Below are 18,101 nucleotides of genomic sequence, written 5' to 3'. Positions count from 1 at the left end.
CCGTCGCCGGCCTGGGACGGCGACGGGACACCACGACGCCTATCCCTGCGCCGCCGGCACCTTCACCCACACCGCCTTCGACGGCGTTCCCGCGCCGTCGACCGCGGTCAGCATGTACCACCCGGGCGGCACCAGGGACGGGTCCTTGGGCAGGGTGACCCGCACCCCGTTCCCGTCCTTGGTCGCCGTGAAGTCCACCGCGATCGAGCGCTGTTCGACGTTGGTGACATGGGTGAAGGACCCGGGGCGCATCAGCCGCATCTTCTTGACGGCGGAGGCGTGCGGGGCGCCGAAGGTGGCGCTGCCGCCGAGCGGGACCGTCGTGGGTCCGCGGTCCGTCAGCTCGGGACGGGAGTTCCGGTAGAGGTACGGCGGGGTGTAGAGGTCGATCTGCTGCTGGAAGACGCCCGGCTTGGTGTTGTCCTTGTCGGCGTAGAGCGAGTCGGAGCCGAAGGTCATCACCCGTCCGTCGGGCAGCAGCAGCGCACCCGAGTGGTAGTTGCGGCCCACCAGCGGGTCGGCCACCTGCCGGGCCGAGTTGGCCGCCGGGTCGTACAGCTCCGCCTTGAGGACGTTGGAGTCGCTGCGCCCGCGGTAGTCACCGGAGCCGTTGGTGGTCAGCACCGTGTCGTCCGGCATGATCACGCTGCTCGGGTAGCGGGCCTTCGCGTAGAGCGGCGGTCCGTCCTTGAAGCGAGGTGAGGGGGAGTGCAGATCCACGATCCGGGTCTTGTCGGTGGACCTCGGGTCCTCGCCGACACCGCCCCCGCCCAGCACCATGTACCGCTGCTGCTGGGCCGGCGGCAGCAGCACCGACATCGAGGTCTCCAGGATGTTCGGGTCGCTCATCCCGGGCACCACCTGGAACTTGTTGGACTTGAGGTCCCAGATGCCGGGCTTGCGGCCGATGTTGTCCGGGCCGTAGCCGGCGTTGGAGCCGGTGTAGAAGATCCGGCCCTTGTCGGTGAGGAAGAGCGCCGGGTAGGTCGGGAAGAAGCGCCGCTTGGGCAGATAGCGCCACTTCTTCGTCTTCGGGTCGTAGATCTCCTGCTTGCCGGGGACGACCTGCCCGATCTCGTCGAGGCCGGAGACCGAGAGCACCTTGCCGTCCTGCAGGGACGTCAGTGTGGGGTACCAGCGGGCCTCGTTCATCGGATTGACGGGTATGTAGCGCTCGGCCACCGGGTCGAACTCGAAGGAGTCCTTGATCCCCTGGAAGTCCTTCTTGTCGAAGGACAGCTTCTGCGCGATGCCGTAGAAGTTGCGGGCGTCCGCGCCGGTCAGGCCGTGGATGCGGTAGTTGTCCTGGGAGCCGGTGGAGTAGCCGCGGCCGTCCTTGAGGGCCTCGACGTAGACCCGGGCCTCGCTGTGCACGACTGTGACCTTGCCGGTCCTCGGGTCGGTCTTCTTCTTCGCCCGCGGTACCACGACCGGGTCCTTGGAGGCGAAGGTCTTGCCGTTCTGCTTGCCCGTGAAGAGCGTGCCGGCCGGGAACGTCTTGGGGCCGTCCGGGTTCTCGTTGTAGACGATCATGAGGCCGCCGGCCTTCTTCACATCGCCGTTCAGCTTCTCGTAGCGCTGGGTACCGCCGGCCACCAGGAGCTTGCCGTCCGGGAGTTGGGTGTGCCCGGCACAGAAGAGGTCCTTGGGCGTGGGGATGTTCTTGAAGGTGTTCTTCTCCGGGTCCCACAGGACCGTACGGAACGACTTCGCCCTGAAGTTCGCCGCGTTGTTGCCGGAGCCCGCGACCAGCAGCACCTTCCCCGTGTGCAGCAGGGCCGCGTGGATGGTGTTGATGCGGTACTTCTGCGGGACGTCGACGACGTCCCAGTGGCCGTTCGCCGCCTTGTACTCGGGCTTGTTGATCTCGTACTGGTGGTACTGCGCCGAGGCGAAGCTGTAGAGCGCCGGCCCGTTCATCGCGGCCAGCGCAAGCACCACTGCCGTCGCTATCGTCACTCGGCGGGTGCGACGGCTCGGACGGTACTTCATGTGTGACGTCCCCCAAGGGCGATCTGCATGGTCTGTTCGGCGGGGGCCGGGTCGGTGGTCCGGTCGCGATCGCGGTCGCCGGCCCGGCCGGTGCTCGCCGCGTCGGACACCTCGCGGGTCCGGCCGGTGGCCGCGGCCTCATCCGCGGCGGCTCCCGCGGAGGCTCCCGCCGCGGCCGCCGCCCCCTCCTTACGCTTTTCCTCGCGCACGCTCATCCGCCAGGCGACGATCGGTGCGGCGGTGATCAGCATGGCGAGCACGGCCCAGGTGACCATCGCCGGATGGCTGTGGCCCAGTACGAACGAGGCCGCCAGCGAGCCGCCGAAGACGAGCAGGAAGAACAGATGCACCCGGAAGGTGCCGAAGAGGGTGTCCGGACTGGACGAGTCGCCCTTCGGCGTCACCACGAACTTGCTCTTGCGGCGTAGCACGGCATCGAACAGCGAACGCGCATAGATCGGCGCCGACAGTGCGGACATCACCATGCCCGCGATGCCGCCGGAGCCCTCCGGCTCGTGCGGCGAGACGTTGTGCCGCCGGTTCCAGATGTACAGCCCGATCTGCAACGCCGAGGCATTGCCGTACAGCATCATCCACACCGCCGGGTCGATCTCCACGCCCGATGCGCCCAGCCCCAGGAACAGCGCACAGCTGAGGGCCGCCAGAATCCAGTTCAGGGCGGACATCGGGTAGAAGATGACCATCATCGAGTAGTTGAAGAGCCGGCCCGCAGGCAGGGTGAACGGCGCCTTCCAGAACTGCTTGAGGATCGTCTCGTACGTCCCGCGCGACCAGCGCAGCTGCTGGGTGAAGAAATCCGTCCAGGCCGTCGGCCCCTCGCCGACCGCGAGCACATCGGGCGTGTAGACCGAACGCCACTTCTTCCCGGTGGCCGGGTTCCGGTGCCGGTGCATCTCGAAACCGGTCGCCATGTCCTCGGTGATCGAGTCGTACAGCCCGCCGATCTGCTTGAGCGCGCTGATGCGTACGGCGTTGGACGTGCCGACGAACATCGGGGCGCCGTAGCGGTTGCCGGCCCGCTGGATCAGCGCATGGAAGAGGAACTGCTGGGACTCGGCGGCCTTGGTGACGAAGGTGTCGTAATTGCCGTACACCTGGGGGCCGATGACGAACCCCACGTCCGGGTCGCGGAAGAAGCCCAGCATCCGCTCCAGGTAGTTGGGCAGCGGGACGTGGTCGGTGTCGACGGAGGCGAAGTAGTCGTAGTCGTCGCCGTGCGCCTGCAGCCAGGCGTTGTAGTTGCCGTGCTTGGTCTTGGCGCGGTGCGGGCCCTTGGGGAGGTTCCACTCCGGGACGCCCTTACGGGTGAAGTGGTGGACGCCCAGCCGCCGGCAGACCTCCTTGACCTCGGGGTCGTCGCCCTCGTCCAGCAGCCAGATGTGCAGCAGCCCGCGATGGCGCAGCTTGACCGCCGCCTCCAGCGTCTTCGTCACCATGGCCAGGGGTTCCTTGCCGGGCACGAAGGACGTGAGGAAGGCGACGCGGGTGCCGCTCTCCGGTATGACGGGTATGGGGTCGCGGGCGACAAGGGTGGCGTGCGCGTTGGACAGCACGTTCATGCACCGGAAGAACTCGATCAGCCCGATCGAGACCAGCATGACGACGTCCAGCGTCGGAAGGAAGTCGTAGGCGGGGTAGTCGCGTTCGGTCCAGTGCTCCGGCAGCATCAGCCAGATCAGCAGCCCGAACGAGAGCAGCGGCGCGGCGCCGAGCAGCACGGCGGCCCGGATCCGGTGCGGTTCGCCGGCGAGCAGCGAGCGGTAGCGGACCGTGTAGGGCTGGTCCGGGTCGGGCCGGGTGAGCGGGCCGGCCAGCCTGCTGTAGTGCTCGTAGTCATAGCGCGGCAGCGGCTTGCGCGCGATCTGCCGCTGCCGGCGATGGCGTGGCATGCGCAGGCGTGTCGTGGCGGAGGGGTCGTACGGCTGCTGCGTCCCGGCGCCCTCAGGCGGCGATGTCATGAATCCATCCCCCCGCACGCAACTCCGGCTGCGTGCCCTTCTGCTGATGGCCCGGGTCCGCGGTTCCCCGCGGCCGACCCGGGCGCCCTGAAATGTCGGCGACCTGCACCGTCGGATGGTGGCGACCATCTCCGGTTGCGTGTGTAAACACTTCCGTGATCTTGCCAAGCGGAGAGTTCCCCGTGTTCACATCACGCCACCTGGCGTACCCCCGCTGTTCCCCCGTGGCGGAACCCGCCTGTTTTCCGCCGAGGGACCAGGCCAGGGTTACCTAACCGCCGTCATGGTGGCAAGAGTCACTCCAAATGTGCTCACAGAATGCGTAATTCGGGGTTTGGTGTGATGCATCGCACATCATTTGATCCGGAACTGCTGCTGATTTTCCCGCTGTCGACGGATATCAGGGCAATGGCCGAGCCCTGCCCCGCTCGTGGGTCGCGCACGTGTCGGCGAGCAAAGGGCCGTGTTCCGCACCGGTGAAGTCCACCGCCGATCGGTCGTCGGCCGCTGAAGAACAGGACCCCGCCGCGGGATTCCGGGTCGTCGCGGCGGGGTGGTGCGGATATCGCTCCGATGCGAAGGAACCGCCTGCTCAAGGGAGTTGGAGCGCCCCGCGTGCGGCAGGGGGCGGCAGCTGGCGGAATTCTCTGACAAAGCGGGCGGAGGACGGGTCCGTGCCGGGTCGGGCCCGTTTGGCGACTTCGTCGAAGTTACCTCCGCGTACGGCGATTTGGCCGAAGGTGTGAGCCATCCTCCGGGAATCCCCCAGTTCTCGGCCGGTCGACGGCGCGCTGGCGGAGAAGGTGCCGGGGGCGGCAGCGGAGAAGGCGGCGGAGAAGGTGTCGGAGCGTCCAATCCGTGGACAGTGCCGCCGGGATTTCGGGCGGTGGCCGTCGTGGCGCCGGCATCGCCCCGCCCCCCCATCACCGCGACGGCTGCTATCCGTCATGGCGGATCCGGGGCACCGCGAAATCCGCAGGGCGCCCGGGGGCAGCGGAATAAGAATGGCAATCCCGGCTTCCGAATCCCTGAGCGATCAGGCAATTACCGTTTGTGACCGCAAAAATTTCGGCCCGAGGCTCTCGTCTACGCCGTTCGACATCCGGCCCGGTGCGATAAGGGGCCTCGGCCGACGGAGGCACTCCTCCATCCGGCCGACCCGACCCAACCCATGACTGAGGCCCCCCGCATGGCGAGGGGCCTCAGTGTGACGTGCGCCGCCAGGGACTCGAACCCCGGACCCGCTGATTAAGAGTCAGCTGCTCTAACCAACTGAGCTAGCGGCGCGCGCTGACCTGAAGAACTTTACACGAACTCGGAGGGTGCTCCGTACCCCCGTCCGCGCTGCTGACGCACCCGGGAGCTGTGATCCACGCCACTCCCGTCGTGGCGTTCGTTCCGCCTCCCCTACCCCGCCGGCGGTCGCCGCGCCGCGGTCGAAAGTCCCGCGATCTTGGGACCTTCGACCGCTCGTCCGCCCGCATTGCTCTGTGAGGATCGAGAGTAGGGGACGGATGGGCCGGTAGATCATCAGTTGCCCCGTCAACATGCGATATCGACCGATGGTTGAGAGGCTGAGGCGACCGACAGGACGAAAGAACCGCACACGCCCGAAGGGGCGCCGGCCATGGCGTCCGTCACTCCTTTTCCACCTCCTGCAACCCCACCCTCCACAGCAACGTCTGCCAGGACGCGCGCCCCGGACACGGGTCCCCGGGACTCGCCCCTCCGTCGGAAAGGTTGATCGTCGTGGTGTCGACAGCCAAGCGCACCCTTGAGATGCAGCTCCTCCTCGGGCCGGACGAAGCGGTTCCGGTGGCCGGCCGGTTCAGCTATCGCAGTGACCGCCCGTACGAGGTCGAGGTCGCCTTCATCAGTCGCGGCCGGACGGTCGCCACCTGGCTGTTCGCCCGTGAGCTGCTGCTGGCCGGGCTGTGCGGCGAGGCGGGGGAGGGGGACGTACGGGTGTGGCCCTTCCGCCGGCCGGGCGAACCGCGGCGGGTGCACATCGAGCTGTCCACCGACGACAGCATCTGCGAGCTGTCGGTACGGGCGAGTGAGCTGACCCCCTGGCTGGAGCAGACCGCGGCGATCGTGCCGCCCGGTCATGAGGGCCGCTACCTCGACCTGGACACCCACCTGACCCGGCTGCTCGCGGGGAAGTGCTGATGGGGGAGACGACGATCACGACCACGACCGGGCCCCCGACCGGGGCCGAGCCCATGGGGGTGACTGTGAACGGGGCTGCTACTCCGGAGGCGGGAGCGGCCGAGCCCGCCGCCTCCCCCATACCCGCCGCGCGGCAGGCCGCGCCACCGGGCCGGGCGGAGGGCGGCGGTCCCGAGGCGACAGCCGGCGAACCCGCCGCGGCCGCTTCGCACGACCCCCGCACGCACGGCTTCCTGCCCGAGCGGCCCCCGGTCCGTTCCATGATCGGCACCTGGACCCGGCTGGACGCCATGGCGCGGGCGGCCGCGACCGCACCCGATCGGGAGGCGGCCGTCGCGCTCGTGGAACGGGCCCGCCGGGCCGGTGAGTTGGCCGCCCTGCGGCAGCGCGTCTCCCGCCTCTCGCTGCGGAACGCGGAAGCCGCCGCCATGCGGATCGCGGTGATCGCGGTGTCCTGCGGCTGGTGCGGACTCGATCCGCAGGCGCCGGCCGCACGCGAGGTCGCCGACGAGGCCTTTCTCGACCTGTGGGCGGCGATCGCGCACCGTATCGACCACGACCAGTTCGTCGCCCTGCCCACCCTCGCGCTCCACAACTGGGCCCCCGAGCGCAAACCGCGCCGCCACATCCCCATCGACCAACTGGCCCGCACCGAAACCCTGGTGCCGATCGTCCGCTGGGCCCCCGAGGGGCAGCCGCTCAGCCGTCTCGACCGGCTGATGCTGGCCGCGACCCGGCTGGAGGCCCACGGGATCTGGCTCTTCCGGCTCGCCGAGACCCTCGCGGGCCGCTCGCCCGACGACTCCTCCACCCCGACGGCGCTGCGCCGGCTGGTACGCGTCCAGCACGCACTGCGCGCCCAGCTCCTCGCCGAGGCGGCGGAGCTGGCGGCGGCCCCGGCCACACCGCAGCAGCGCGCGGTGCTCGGTGCGCTCGCCGAACAGGGCGCCCTGGAACCGCCGGTCCTCCAGGCGGCCGACGCGGTGCTGGGCATCGGCGGCCGCCGGCTGGGCGAGGGCCGGCGCCAGCTCCTGCGGCGACATCTCCCGGCGCAGCAGCGCGCCTGGCTCAGTGCGATGGACCGCCACTGCGCACCCGTACGGACCCTCGCCCACCGCGGCGGCCCGGACGCCGCCGTCTACCGCGAGGCCCAGGAGTCGCTGATCGCCCTCCGCCGTACGTATGCGGCCCTGGTGCAGGCGGCCGCCCGCCCCGGCACGGCCCCGCTCACGGTGGCCGCCTGACCCCCGCCCCGGCCCCCGTCCCGCCGCGCCCGGCCGCCGCGGACCCCGGCGGCGGCCGCAGGGGCGTACGCACCCTGCAAATCTGACGTCGCGTCAGCTACCCTCTGGCGCCATGTCAGCCAACGGCCCCGGCCCCAGCGGCAGTTCCGGCGCCGCCCCCCTCGCGGAGCTCGTCCGTGCGCAGTGGGGCGATCACCGGGTGGGGGCGATGTACGGGGAGCTGCGGCTCAGCCATCATCAGCTGGCCGGCGGCGCCGCGGCGCGGGCCGCGTTGCTGCGGGAGCTGCTGCCCCGTGGTGTGCCGCCGCACCTGGGGGTGCTGCTCGACAACGTCCCGGAGTATCCGCTGTGGCTGAGTGCGGCGGCGCTCGCCGCGGCAGCCGTCGCCGGGCTCAACCCCACCCGCCGCGGCCCGGAGCTCGCCCGCGACCTCGCCCACACCGACTGCGCGCTGCTGATCACCGAGCGCGCCCGGCTGCCGCTGCTGGCCGGCCTGGACCTCCCGCTCCCGCCCGAGCGGATCCTCGTCGTGGACGACCCGGCCTACCGGCAGCTGCTCGCGCCGTACGAGGGCACGACGCCCGACGAGATCACCTCCGGCCCGGGCGGCACCCCGGCACCCGCCACCCGGATGCTGCTCACCTTCACCTCCGGCTCCACCGGCGCCCCCAAGGCCGCCGTCTGCTCCCAGGGCCGGCTGGCCGCCGCCGGGCGGTCGCTGGCCGGCCATCTCGGGCTGCGCCGGGACGACGTCCACTACCTCTGCATGCCGATGTTCCACGGCAACGCGGTGATCGCCGGCTGGGCCCCGGCGCTCGCCGGCGGCGCGGCCGTGGCGCTGTGCCGCCGCTTCTCGGCCTCCGCCTTCCTCCCCGACGTCCGCCGCTACGGGGCCACCTACTTCACCTATGTCGGCCGGGCCGTGCAGTATCTGCTCGCCACCCCGCCCGCCCCCGACGACCGGGACCATCCGCTGCGCCGCGGGTTCGGCACCGAGGCGGGCGCCGTCGACGCCGCCCGCTTCGCCGCACGGTTCGGCGTCCGCCTGACGGAGGGGTACGGCTCCTCCGAGGGCGGCGCCGCGCTCCAGCGCACCCCGGACACCCCGCCCGGCGCCGTCGGCCGGCCCGCGCCCGGCGACGATCTCGCCGTCGTCGACCCGGAGACCGGAGCCGAGCTGCCGCGCGCCCGGCTCGATCCGGCCGGCCGGCTGCTGAACGGCGCGGAGGCGATAGGCGAGCTGGTCAACCGCGGCCGCAGCTCCTTCGAGGGCTACTGGCGCAACCCCGAGGCGACCGCCGCCCGTACCCGCGGCCGGGGCGACGGCCGGACCGGCGCCGGCTGGTACTGGACCGGCGACCTCTTCTTCCGGGACGCCGCGGGCTTCTTCCACTTCGCCGGGCGGACGGACGACCGGCTGCGGGTGGACAGCGAGAACCTGGCCGCCGCGATGATCGAGAACATCCTCGCCCGTTACGCCCCGGCCGCCGGCGCCGCCGTCTACGCGGTGCCCGATCCCGTCGCCGGCGACCAGGTCATGGCGGCCCTCGCGGTGCCGGACGGCGCCGCGTTCGACCCGGACGATTTCACGGCCTTTCTCGCCGCCCAGCCCGACCTCGGCACGAAGATGGCGCCCCGTTTCGTCCGGACGATGGCCGCGCTGCCGGTGACCGCCACGAACAAGGTGCACCGCGTCGCCCTGCGGCGGGAGGGATTCCGGTGCCCGGACCCGGTCTGGTGGTCACCGCTCACCCCGACGGGCCCGGCCGCCCGGGCCCTCCCCGCCGGCAGCGCCTATCGCCCGTTCACCGCCGGGGACCGGGCCGCGCTCCTGGCGCTCTACCGCGAGCACGACCGGGCGCACCTTCTGGACCGCTGAACCGGTGGCCGCCGACGGGCTCCCCATCCGCCCGCCCCCACACAGCAGAGTGGGCGTTCCCGGAGAACCGGAAACGCCCACTCGATACGTGCGCCGCCAGGGACTCGAACCCCGGACCCGCTGATTAAGAGTCAGCTGCTCTAACCAACTGAGCTAGCGGCGCGCGCTGACGAAAGAAATACTACCTGGTCGAGAGGGGTGCTCCGGACCACGGCCGGGAGGACCGAGCGACGGTCCCCGCCGCCGACCGTCCGGCCGCGACCCGGCTCAGATCGCCAGCGACAGCAGGACCGGAGCGGCCTTGCGGTTGAGCGCGTCGGCGGCCTGGCGCAGCCGGTGGGCGTGCTCCAGCGGCATGGACAGGGCCAGGCAGCCGACCGTCGCACCGGCGGTGATCGGTACGGCCGCACAGACCGTGCCGACGGCGTACTCCTGGAGGTCGAGCACGGGGACCGTGGGCGGCTGGCTGTCGAGCTTGTGGAACAGGACCTTCTCGTTGGTGATCGTCCGGGAGGTGAGCCGGGCGGTCTTGTGGCGGGAGAGGTGGTCCTTGCGGCCGTCGTGGTCGAGCTGGGCGAGCAGGCATTTGCCGACGGCGCTGGCGTGCGCGGTGCGGTGGAATTCGGCCCACTCGTTGACCTTGGGAGCCAGCGGCCCGTCGGCGTAGTGGAGGATCTTCACCTCGCCGTCGATGTACCGGCTGATGTACACCGCCGCGCCGACCGAGTCGCGCAGCTGGTCGAGGGTGACCTGAAGCTTGTTGCGCAGGGCCTGGTTGCGTTTGTTGCCCGAGCCCAGGAGCAGCAGTGCGTCGCCGATGACATTCGCGCCGTCGGAGAGCTGCTCGACATAGCCCTCGCGCCGGAGCATCGACAGCATGTGGGCGAGGTGGCCGGGGGACAGGCCGGTGTCGCGGGCGATCTGCGCGTCGGTCACACCGCCGGCGTGCCTGGAGATCGCTTCGAGTACGCGCAGGGCGTACTGCACCGAATGGAACGGCGCGGTCGGCTCGGGCTTCAGCGCCACGGTGTCCCCCTAGCAGGTTGGTACCGCTTGCGTCGTGGCCTCCGCCGGTGGTCACGGCCGGCGGACAGGGCCCGGCCGCTCCCGGACAACGGGGGCTGCCCTCACGATAGCGGCCAACGACCGTTGGCGGAGGGGGTCTTGACCGAAATGAAGCGCGTCCCGGTTTTCCGGACCGGGGCGCGCGACGTTGGCATATGCCAAGGTCACAAGGCCGGGCGTCCGGGAGCCGCCGGGCCCCGAGGGGTATCCGGCCATCCGCACCGGGGCGGGAACGACAGCGGGTGGTGTGCCCCGACGACACACCACCCGCCCCCCTGGCCAACTGCCTACGGCGTGCCGTTCACAGCACGGCGCTCAGGAACTCCCGGGTGCGCTCGTGCTCCGGCTCGGTGAAGATCTTCTCCGGGGAGCCGGACTCGATGACCCGTCCGGCGTCGAACATCAGGACGTCGTCGGAGATGTCCCGGGCGAAGTTCATCTCGTGGGTCACGCACAGCATCGTGATGTCCGTGGTGTGGGCGATGTCCCGCAGCACGTCCAGCACCCCGGCCACCAGCTCCGGGTCGAGCGCCGACGTCACCTCGTCCAGCAGCAGCACCTGCGGGCGCATCGCCAGCGCCCGGGCGATGGCGACCCGCTGCTGCTGGCCGCCGGAGAGCTGGGTGGGGTACTTGTCGAGATGCTCGGTCAGGCCCACCAGGTCGAGGAGCTCGCGGGCCCGCTCCTCGGCGGCGTCCTTGTCCATCCCGAGGACGTGCACCGGCGCCTCGGTGATGTTCCGCAGCACCTTCATGTTCGGGAAGAGGTTGAACTGCTGGAAGACCATGCCGATCTTCTTGCGGACCTCGCGGGTGTGCTTCTCCCCGGCCGGTACGAGCTTGCCGCCCTTCTCCTCGTGCGTCAGGTACTGGCCGCCGACCTTGATCGTGCCCTCGTCCGGCTTCAGCAGCGTCATCAGCAGCCGCAGGATCGTGGTCTTGCCGGAGCCGGAGGGGCCGATGAGGGTGACGTGCTTGCCCGACGAGACGGTGAAGTCCAGCGAGTCCAGGACGGTGTGGGTGCCGAACCGCTTGGTGACCTTGTCGAAGCGGATCAGCTCGGCGCCTCCTCCGGACTCCGCGGGGCTCGTCGTTTCTCCGGTGTGGTCCTTCGGGTGATTGCTGTCAGCGGACAAGGCGACGCTCCAGGGCTCGCAGGAGGAGGGAGGTGGGGTAGGAGATGACCACGAAGAGGATGCCGACGACGGTGATCGGCTCCAGGTAGTCGAAGGTGGTGGCGCTGATGCTGTTCGCCTGGAAGAGCATGTCGGCGACGGTGATGCCGGCCAGCAGCGGCGTGTCCTTGAACATCGCGATGACGTAGTTGCCCAGCGCGGGCACCACCCGGCGGAACGCCTGCGGCAGGATCACCGCGATCCAGGTGCGCCGGGCCGGCAGGCTCAGCGCCGTCGCGGCCTCCCACTGGCCGGGCGGGACCCCCTCGATACCGGCGCGGTAGACCTCCGAGGTGTACGTCGAGTAGTGCAGGCCCAGGCCGATGACGCCGGTGGTCAGCGGCGCGAAGGTCAGTCCCCAGCCCGGCAGGACGAAGAACAGGAAGAACAGCTGCACCAGCAGCGGGGTGTTGCGGATGAACTCGACGAAGACGCTCACCGGCCAGGTCACCCAGCGGCTCGGCGCGCGCAGCGCCAGCGCCCAGACCAGGCCGAGCGCGAACGACACCAGCGAGCCGTAGATCGTCGCCTGGACGGTGATCCACAGCCCCTTGAGGATGTCGGGCATGATCTCGCCGACATAGCTCCACGACCAGTTGTTCACGGCTTTCCTCCGGTGGCCAGCGCCTCGGGACCCTGCTTTTCGACGGGCAGCTTGCGGGAGAACCAGCCCTCGCCCTTGGGCACCGCCCGGCCGATCGAGGCCTTGGCGCGGCGCTCCAGGACCCGCATGATCCGGGTCAGCACGAACGCGACCGCGAAGTAGAGGACGAGGATGATGCCGTAGATCTGGGCGCTCTGACCGGTCGACAGCCGGGCCAGCTTGGCCTGGAAGGTGAGTTCGCCGATGGACAGCAGCGAGGCCAGCGCGGTGCCCTTGAGCAGCTCGATCAGCAGGTTGTTGAACGGCGGCATCATCTCGGGGACGGCCTGCGGAAGGATCACCTTCTGCAGCCGCTGCCAGGGCGTGAAGCTCAGCGCGATGGCCGCCTCGCGCTGGGCGGGGGCCACCGCCTGGACGGCGCCGCGGACGATCTCGGAGCCGTACGCGCCGTACGACAGGCCCAGCGCCAGGGTGCCCGCCCAGATGCCGACCAACTGCCAGCCCAGCAGCGGCAGCGCGAAGAACAGCCAGAACATCAGCACCAGTGCCGAGGTGCCGCGGAAGAATTCCACATAGACACCGGACAGGAAGCGGACGATCCAGAACCGTGAGGTGCGGGCGAGGCCGACGCTGAAGGCGACGACCGCGGCCAGGGCGGCGCTGTAGACCATCAACTGGATGGTGATCCACAGCCCCTCGAAGAAGAGTCCCCACAAAGCGCCGGTCATTTCTTACAGAGCTCCTTCGCCGTGAGGTCGGTCTGGAACTCCTTGGTGAAGCCGTACGGCCGGGCGATACGCAGGAGTTCGCCGCTCTTCTTCATCTTCTGGAGCTCGCGGTTGAAGGCGTCGCGCAGCTTGGTCTCGCCGATGCGGAAGCCGTAGCCGCCGCCGTCGCGCTGGGGCTTGCCGTCGACCTCCGGCGTGAACGGCGCGGTCATCTCCACCTTGGGGTGGGCGCCGGTCTTCAACGCCTCGATCATGGTCAGCGCGGTGCCGGCGAAGACGTCGATCCGGCCGGCCTCCAGGGCCTCCATGCCGGCGATCTGGTCGCCGTAGGTCTGGATCGTGCTCTTCTTGACGCCGTTGCCGACCGCGTAGTCGATCTCCGCATAGCCGATACCGGAACCCATCCGGTAATTCCCCTTGGCGATGTCCGCATAGGAGTGGATATTTTTCGGGTTGCCCTTGAGTACGAGGAAGGCGTCCTTGCTCTCGTAATCCGGGTCGGAGAAGAGGACGGCCGCACAGCGCGCCTTGTTGATGAACATGCCCGCGACGATCACGTCGTACTGGAAAGAATGCAGACCGGGCACCAGAGCGCCGAATTCGACGGGTACCGGCTCGAAGTTCTTGATGCCCAGCCGCCGGAAGATGGTCTTGGCGACCGCGGGGGCCTCACCGGTCAGTTCGCCTTTGCTGTTGATGGAGGCATAGGGCGGTTCGCTGGCGATTCCCATGCGGACGGTGCCCTTTTTCCGCAGATCCTCCAGCTGGTGTCCGCCGCCGGTCGCCCCGGAGACGTCGACCCGTGAGCAGCCCGTGCCCGCTCCCATCGCGCCCGCCGCGCCGAGCGCCGCCACCCCCGCGAGCAGCGATCGGCGTCGGATTCCGCCGGTCAATTTTCTATTGATCATTCTGTTCTCCTGTGGTGGAGCCATGGGCGCGCGGCTACCCGGACACCCGGCATATATGCCGATCGTTTCCGGCCCTTGATGCAAGCGCCGCGGAGTTGTTCCGTACGCCGGTATTGCCCACCTACGATCGGGGGCATGACCGATCGCTTCATCGAAGTCTCCCTGGACAAGCGCGGCGTGAGCTGCACGGCCAAGTTGCTCGACGACCGCGCGCCGATCACCTGCAATGCCGTGTGGGACGCACTCCCGCTCGGCGGCGACGTCTACCACGCCAAATACGCCCGCAACGAGATCTACGCCCTGCTCGCGCCGTTCGCTCGTGAGGAGCCGCCGCTGGAGAATCCGACGATCACTCCGATCCCCGGCGATCTGTGTTACTTCACCTTCACGGACACACAACTGGGGACGAAGTCCTACGGTTACGAGAGCCAGGCCGCACACCAGGGCCGCGCCACCGTCGTCGATCTCGCACTGTTCTACGAGCGCAACAATCTGCTGATCAACGGTGACGCGGGCTGGGTGCCGGGCATCGTGTGGGGCAGCGTCGTCGACGGCCTGGACCGGATGGCCGACGCCTGCCAGGACCTGTGGCGGGCCGGGGCGCTGGGGGAGACCCTCACCTTCCGGCGGGCATAGGAGGTGCGGGGATCCGTGCGGTCCCCGCCTCGTAGAGGGCATGCGCGGCGCGCAGCACCAGCGCGTCCGCATGCCGCGCCCCGACCAGCTGGACGCCGATCGGCAGCCCGTCGCCGTCCACGCCGCACGGCAGCGTCGCGGCCGGCTGCTGGGTGAGGTTGAAGGGGTAGGTGAACGGTGTCCAGCCGGTCCAGCGGGTGTGGCCCGACCCGGACGGCACCTCGGCGCCCGCCTCGAAGGCGGTGATCGGTTCCGTCGGGGTCACCAGCAGGTCGTAGGCGCTGTGGAAGCGGCCCATCGCCTGGCCGAGCGCCATCCGCGTATCGACCGCGGCCAGATAGTCCAGCGCGCTGTAGCGGGCGCCCTGCTCACAGATCTCCTGGAGCCCCGGGTCGAGCAGTGCCCGGTCCGCGTCGTCCAGATGCTGCACCACCCGGGCCGCGCCGCTGAACCACAGGGTGTGGAAGGCCTCCACGGGGTCCGCGATGCCCGGGTCGATCTCCTCGACGGAGGCGCCGAGCCCGGCGAGGGTGTCGACGGCCCGGCGGACCGCCGCGGCGACCTCCGGAGCGACCGGCACGTCCCAGCCGAGCGACGGGCTGTAGGCCACCCGCAGTCCGGACACCGGGCCGGCCAGCTCCGCACGGAACGAGCCGGCCGCCGGACCGAGCTGGGACCAGTCCCGCCAGTCCGCCCCGCAGATCACGTCCATCGCCAGCGCCGCGTCCGCCGCGTCCCGGGTCATCGGCCCGACGTGCGCCAGCGTCCCGAACGGGCTCGCCGGATACAGCGGCACCCGCCCGTAGGTCGCCTTGAGCGCGAAGATCCCGCAGAACGACGCCGGGATGCGCACCGAGCCGCCGCCGTCCGTGCCCAGGCTCAGCGGCCCCGCGCCCGAAGCCACCGCCGCCGCACTGCCGCCGCTGGAGCCGCCCGCGGTGCGCTCGGGATCGTAGGGATTGCCCGTCACCCCGTGCCGCGGACTGTCGGTGACGCCCTTCCAGCCGAACTCGGGGGTGGTGGTCTTGCCGACGAACACCGCACCGGACTCCCGCAGCCGGGCGACCGACGGGGCGTCCTCGTCCCAGGGGCCCTCGGCCCGCACCGTGCGCGAACCGCGCAGCGTCGGGGCGCCCCGGGTGAGGATCAGATCCTTGACGGTGACCGGTACCCCGTCCAGCGGACCGGCCGGGGCCCCGGCCCGCCAGCGCTCCTCCGCTGCCCCGGCGCCCGCCAGCGCCTCGTCCGCGTCGATCCGGGTGAAGCAGTTCGTCGCGGCCTGGGCGGCCTCGGCGCGCGCCAGCACCGCCCGGGCCGCCTCGACGGGGGAGAATTCGCCGGCCGCGTACCCGGCCGTGAGCCGGGTGACGGTGAAGTCGGCGAGGTCGGTCGGTTCGGTGGTCATGCGTCCTCCGAGCGTCGTCCGCCCCGGCGGGGCGGTGGGGGAGCGGGACGGCCCAGGGCCTGTCCGATGGGTCAGGGTCGGACAGGCCCTGGCCGGGCCCGGCAGCCGGGCGCCGTCACTGCACCGGTACGTACCCGAGCCGTTTGTCGACGACGTTGTCCAGCGGCTCGCCCGCCGACCACCGGTCGAAGTTGTCCTGGAACTGCTCGGCGAGGGCGTCCCGCCAGCCCAGGGTGTCGCCGCTCATGTGGGGCGAGACGATCAGATGCGGTACGTCCCACAGCGGGCTGTCCGTGGTGAGCGGCTCCTGCTCGAAGACGTCCAGCGCCGCCGCCGCGATCCGCCATGCGCGCAGCGCCGCGACCAGATCGGCCTCGACGACCAGCGGCCCGCGCCCGACGTTGATGAACCGGGCCCGCTGCGGCATCCGCTCGAAGGCCGCCTTGTCGAACAGCCCGCGGGTGGCGTCGGTCAGCGGCGCCGCACAGATCACCCAGTCCGCATGGGGCAGCAGCCCGTCCAGCGCCTCACTCGGGTGCACCCGGCCGAAGCGCGGATCGTCCCGGCGCTCCCGGCGGCCGACCAGATCGACCTTGATGCCCAGTGCCAGCAGGGTGCTGCCGATGGCCCGGCCGATCGGCCCGGAGCCCACTACGACGGCCCGGCTCCCGGCCAGCCGCAGCGTCTCGCGGTGCCGCCAGCGCCGCTGCCGCTGGAGCTCCCAACTTCCGTAGAAGTCCTTCGCCATCGCGATCACCAGTCCGGCGACGTACTCGGCGATCGGCTGCTCGAAAACGCCGCGGGCATTGGTCACCACGGTGTCGTCGGCGATCAGCGCCGGGCACAGCAGCTGATCCACTCCCGCGCTCGCGGTGTGCACCCACCCCGGTTTGGGGCCCTCCTCCGGCCAGGCTCTGCGGATCGCATCGGAGGTGAAATCCCAGGCCAACAACACGTCGGCGGAGGGGAGTCGGTCGGCGAGCGACTCCTCGTCGGTGAAGATCACCCGGGCCCGGCCGGCGAGCCGGTCCAGCTTCGGCGGCGGGTCGGATCCGAGGACGAGGACGGTGCTTTCGGACATAGCCAGAAACCGTTCTGAAACGTGAGTCCCCTTCAATGGAAAGGGGGCGCCGACAGATGCCTGAGATGCGAGGATTGACCACGCTAAGAAGTCGTATCTACCGTGTCAACAACGGCACTGTCCCGACGTCCCGGCTTGATCCGGCTGCACCTCCTCCTCGGCCACTGGCCTGGCCATTCCAGCCCTTCGCTTTGTTCTAGGGGCCTTCATGGACGTCTCTTTTCTGGGTGGCCCACAGCCGCAGCTCGGCGTGGGTGTTGTCGCTCCCTTCGACTTCGCGCTCGACCGAGAGCTGTGGCGATGGGTGCCCGACGACGTGTCCCTCCACCTCACCCGAACACCCTTCGTGCCGGTCGAGGTCAGCCTCGACCTGGCCCGGCTGGTCAGCGAGCACGAAACCCTGGACGCCGCGGTCCAGGCGCTGTGCGCGGTGTCACCGCAGGTCATCTCCTATGCCTGCACCTCCGGCAGCTTCGTCGGGGGTGTGGCGGGCGAGCGGGCCATGTGCGCCGCCATGGTCCAGGCGGGGGAGGTGCCCTCCCTCACCACCTCGGGCGCGCTGATCGAAGCGGTGCGCGAGATCGGCGCACAGCGCATCGCCGTGGTCACGCCGTATACGAAATCGGTCACCGACTCCCTGGAGGACTTCCTCGGCGAGGCGGGCATCACGGTCACCGGCCGGGCCTATCTCGGGCTGACCCGGCACATCTGGAAGGTGCCCTACCGCGACGTCGTCGACATGGCCCGCGCGGCCGTGGTCGGTGACACCGAGGCCCTCTTCATCAGCTGTACGAACCTGCCGACGTACGACGTCATCCCGCAGCTGGAGGCCGAGCTGCGGATGCCGGTGCTGTCGGCCAACCAGGTCACGATGTGGGCCGCGCTGCGCGCCATCGGCGTCGCGGCGGTGGGCCCGTATCAGGCGCTGCTCGATCCGGTGGCACGGCGCGGGCCGGCCGCGATGAGCGGATCGGAGCCGGTGGACACCGGACCGCGGGCGACCCCCGAGGCCGCCTTCGCCGGGCCTCCCGTGCCACCGGAGGGGGAGGTGGCCGACGGCCTCGAACCGCCGCCCTACCCACCCGAGGACACCGGAGGTCTGCCCCCGGTCTGAGGGCCCGCCCCCGGTCCCGGACGCTGCCGGCGTGACCCCGCTCGCCGGCAGCGCTCCGTCCGTACCGCACCGCTCCACCCGTGAACGCATCCACGAACGCCCCTGCATCCGCAGCCGTACGCG

14 protein-coding genes and 2 tRNA genes are annotated in these 18,101 nt (G+C 70.5%); 5 read left to right on the top strand and 11 right to left on the bottom strand.

What is annotated here, in order from left to right:
• Positions 1 to 39 precede the first annotated feature (39 nt).
• From EST54_RS03215 to EST54_RS03205, 3 genes are all read right to left on the bottom strand, one after another.
• Positions 40 to 1,992 (bottom strand): radical copper oxidase GlxA, encoded by a 1,953-nt coding sequence (locus tag EST54_RS03215; RefSeq protein WP_129244758.1) that lies wholly within the window; start codon positions 1,990 to 1,992, stop codon positions 40 to 42.
• Entirely contained in the window at positions 1,989 to 3,971 is a 1,983-nt protein-coding gene (locus EST54_RS03210; RefSeq protein ID WP_129244756.1) for a glycosyltransferase family 2 protein, read from the bottom strand. Before EST54_RS03210 ends, EST54_RS03215 begins: the two co-directional genes overlap by 4 nt.
• Positions 3,972 to 5,184: 1,213 nt before the next feature.
• A tRNA-Lys gene (locus EST54_RS03205) sits at positions 5,185 to 5,258 on the bottom strand.
• A gap of 462 nt (positions 5,259 to 5,720) precedes the next feature.
• Between EST54_RS03205 and EST54_RS03200 the strand changes: the two genes are divergently transcribed.
• From EST54_RS03200 to EST54_RS03190, 3 genes are all read left to right on the top strand, one after another.
• On the top strand, positions 5,721 to 6,140 hold the full coding sequence (locus EST54_RS03200) for an SsgA family sporulation/cell division regulator (RefSeq protein ID WP_244942428.1): 420 nt from the start codon (positions 5,721 to 5,723) through the stop codon (positions 6,138 to 6,140).
• On the top strand, positions 6,140 to 7,384 hold the full coding sequence (locus EST54_RS03195) for a hypothetical protein (RefSeq protein WP_129244754.1): 1,245 nt from the start codon (positions 6,140 to 6,142) through the stop codon (positions 7,382 to 7,384). Before EST54_RS03200 ends, EST54_RS03195 begins: the two co-directional genes overlap by 1 nt.
• 112 nt (positions 7,385 to 7,496) lie before the next feature.
• Entirely contained in the window at positions 7,497 to 9,263 is a 1,767-nt protein-coding gene (locus EST54_RS03190; RefSeq protein ID WP_129244752.1) for an AMP-binding protein, read from the top strand.
• Between the two features lie 89 nt (positions 9,264 to 9,352).
• On the opposite strand, the gene EST54_RS03185 is transcribed toward EST54_RS03190, so the two are convergent.
• The 6 genes from EST54_RS03185 to ehuB form a co-directional block, all read right to left on the bottom strand.
• Positions 9,353 to 9,426, bottom strand: a tRNA-Lys gene (locus tag EST54_RS03185).
• A 104-nt stretch (positions 9,427 to 9,530) separates the two neighbouring features.
• Complete coding sequence (locus tag EST54_RS03180; RefSeq protein ID WP_129244750.1) at positions 9,531 to 10,289, bottom strand: IclR family transcriptional regulator; 759 nt, start codon at positions 10,287 to 10,289, stop codon at positions 9,531 to 9,533.
• A gap of 340 nt (positions 10,290 to 10,629) precedes the next feature.
• Positions 10,630 to 11,463, bottom strand: coding sequence for an ectoine/hydroxyectoine ABC transporter ATP-binding protein EhuA (ehuA, locus tag EST54_RS03175; protein WP_372448099.1), 834 nt, complete (start codon positions 11,461 to 11,463; stop codon positions 10,630 to 10,632).
• Complete coding sequence (ehuD, locus tag EST54_RS03170; RefSeq protein ID WP_239012438.1) at positions 11,453 to 12,070, bottom strand: ectoine/hydroxyectoine ABC transporter permease subunit EhuD; 618 nt, start codon at positions 12,068 to 12,070, stop codon at positions 11,453 to 11,455. Before ehuD ends, ehuA begins: the two co-directional genes overlap by 11 nt.
• Before the next feature lie 32 nt (positions 12,071 to 12,102).
• The gene (gene ehuC / locus EST54_RS03165) at positions 12,103 to 12,834 is read right to left on the bottom strand and encodes an ectoine/hydroxyectoine ABC transporter permease subunit EhuC (protein ID WP_129244746.1); all 732 of its coding nucleotides are present in this window, start codon (positions 12,832 to 12,834) and stop codon (positions 12,103 to 12,105) included.
• Complete coding sequence (gene ehuB / locus EST54_RS03160) at positions 12,831 to 13,742, bottom strand: ectoine/hydroxyectoine ABC transporter substrate-binding protein EhuB (protein WP_239012371.1); 912 nt, start codon at positions 13,740 to 13,742, stop codon at positions 12,831 to 12,833. The genes ehuC and ehuB overlap by 4 nt, the downstream gene beginning before the upstream one ends.
• A 135-nt stretch (positions 13,743 to 13,877) precedes the next feature.
• Here ehuB and EST54_RS03155 point away from each other — a divergent pair, with 135 nt between their 5' ends.
• Positions 13,878 to 14,378 carry a DUF3830 family protein gene (locus tag EST54_RS03155; RefSeq protein WP_129244742.1) on the top strand — a complete coding sequence of 167 codons (501 nt, stop codon included), beginning with the start codon at positions 13,878 to 13,880 and terminating at the stop codon, positions 14,376 to 14,378.
• On the opposite strand, the gene EST54_RS03150 is transcribed toward EST54_RS03155, so the two are convergent.
• Positions 14,359 to 15,783, bottom strand: coding sequence for an amidase (locus EST54_RS03150; RefSeq protein WP_129244740.1), 1,425 nt, complete (start codon positions 15,781 to 15,783; stop codon positions 14,359 to 14,361). The two genes, EST54_RS03155 and EST54_RS03150, sit on opposite strands and share 20 nt — an antisense overlap.
• A 115-nt stretch (positions 15,784 to 15,898) precedes the next feature.
• Entirely contained in the window at positions 15,899 to 16,864 is a 966-nt protein-coding gene (locus EST54_RS03145; protein ID WP_129244738.1) for a D-2-hydroxyacid dehydrogenase, read from the bottom strand.
• Positions 16,865 to 17,072: 208 nt separating this feature from the next.
• On the opposite strand from EST54_RS03145, the gene EST54_RS03140 reads away from it, so the two are divergent.
• The gene (locus EST54_RS03140) at positions 17,073 to 17,978 is read left to right on the top strand and encodes a maleate cis-trans isomerase family protein (protein WP_129244736.1); all 906 of its coding nucleotides are present in this window, start codon (positions 17,073 to 17,075) and stop codon (positions 17,976 to 17,978) included.
• Positions 17,979 to 18,101: the final 123 nt, after the last annotated feature.

It is taken from the genome of Streptomyces sioyaensis, assembly GCF_004122735.1.
In the GTDB taxonomy this organism is placed as follows: domain Bacteria; phylum Actinomycetota; class Actinomycetes; order Streptomycetales; family Streptomycetaceae; genus Streptomyces; species Streptomyces sioyaensis.
Note: the sequence above shows the minus strand (reverse complement) of the source record. Positions and strands in the feature narration are given on the sequence as shown.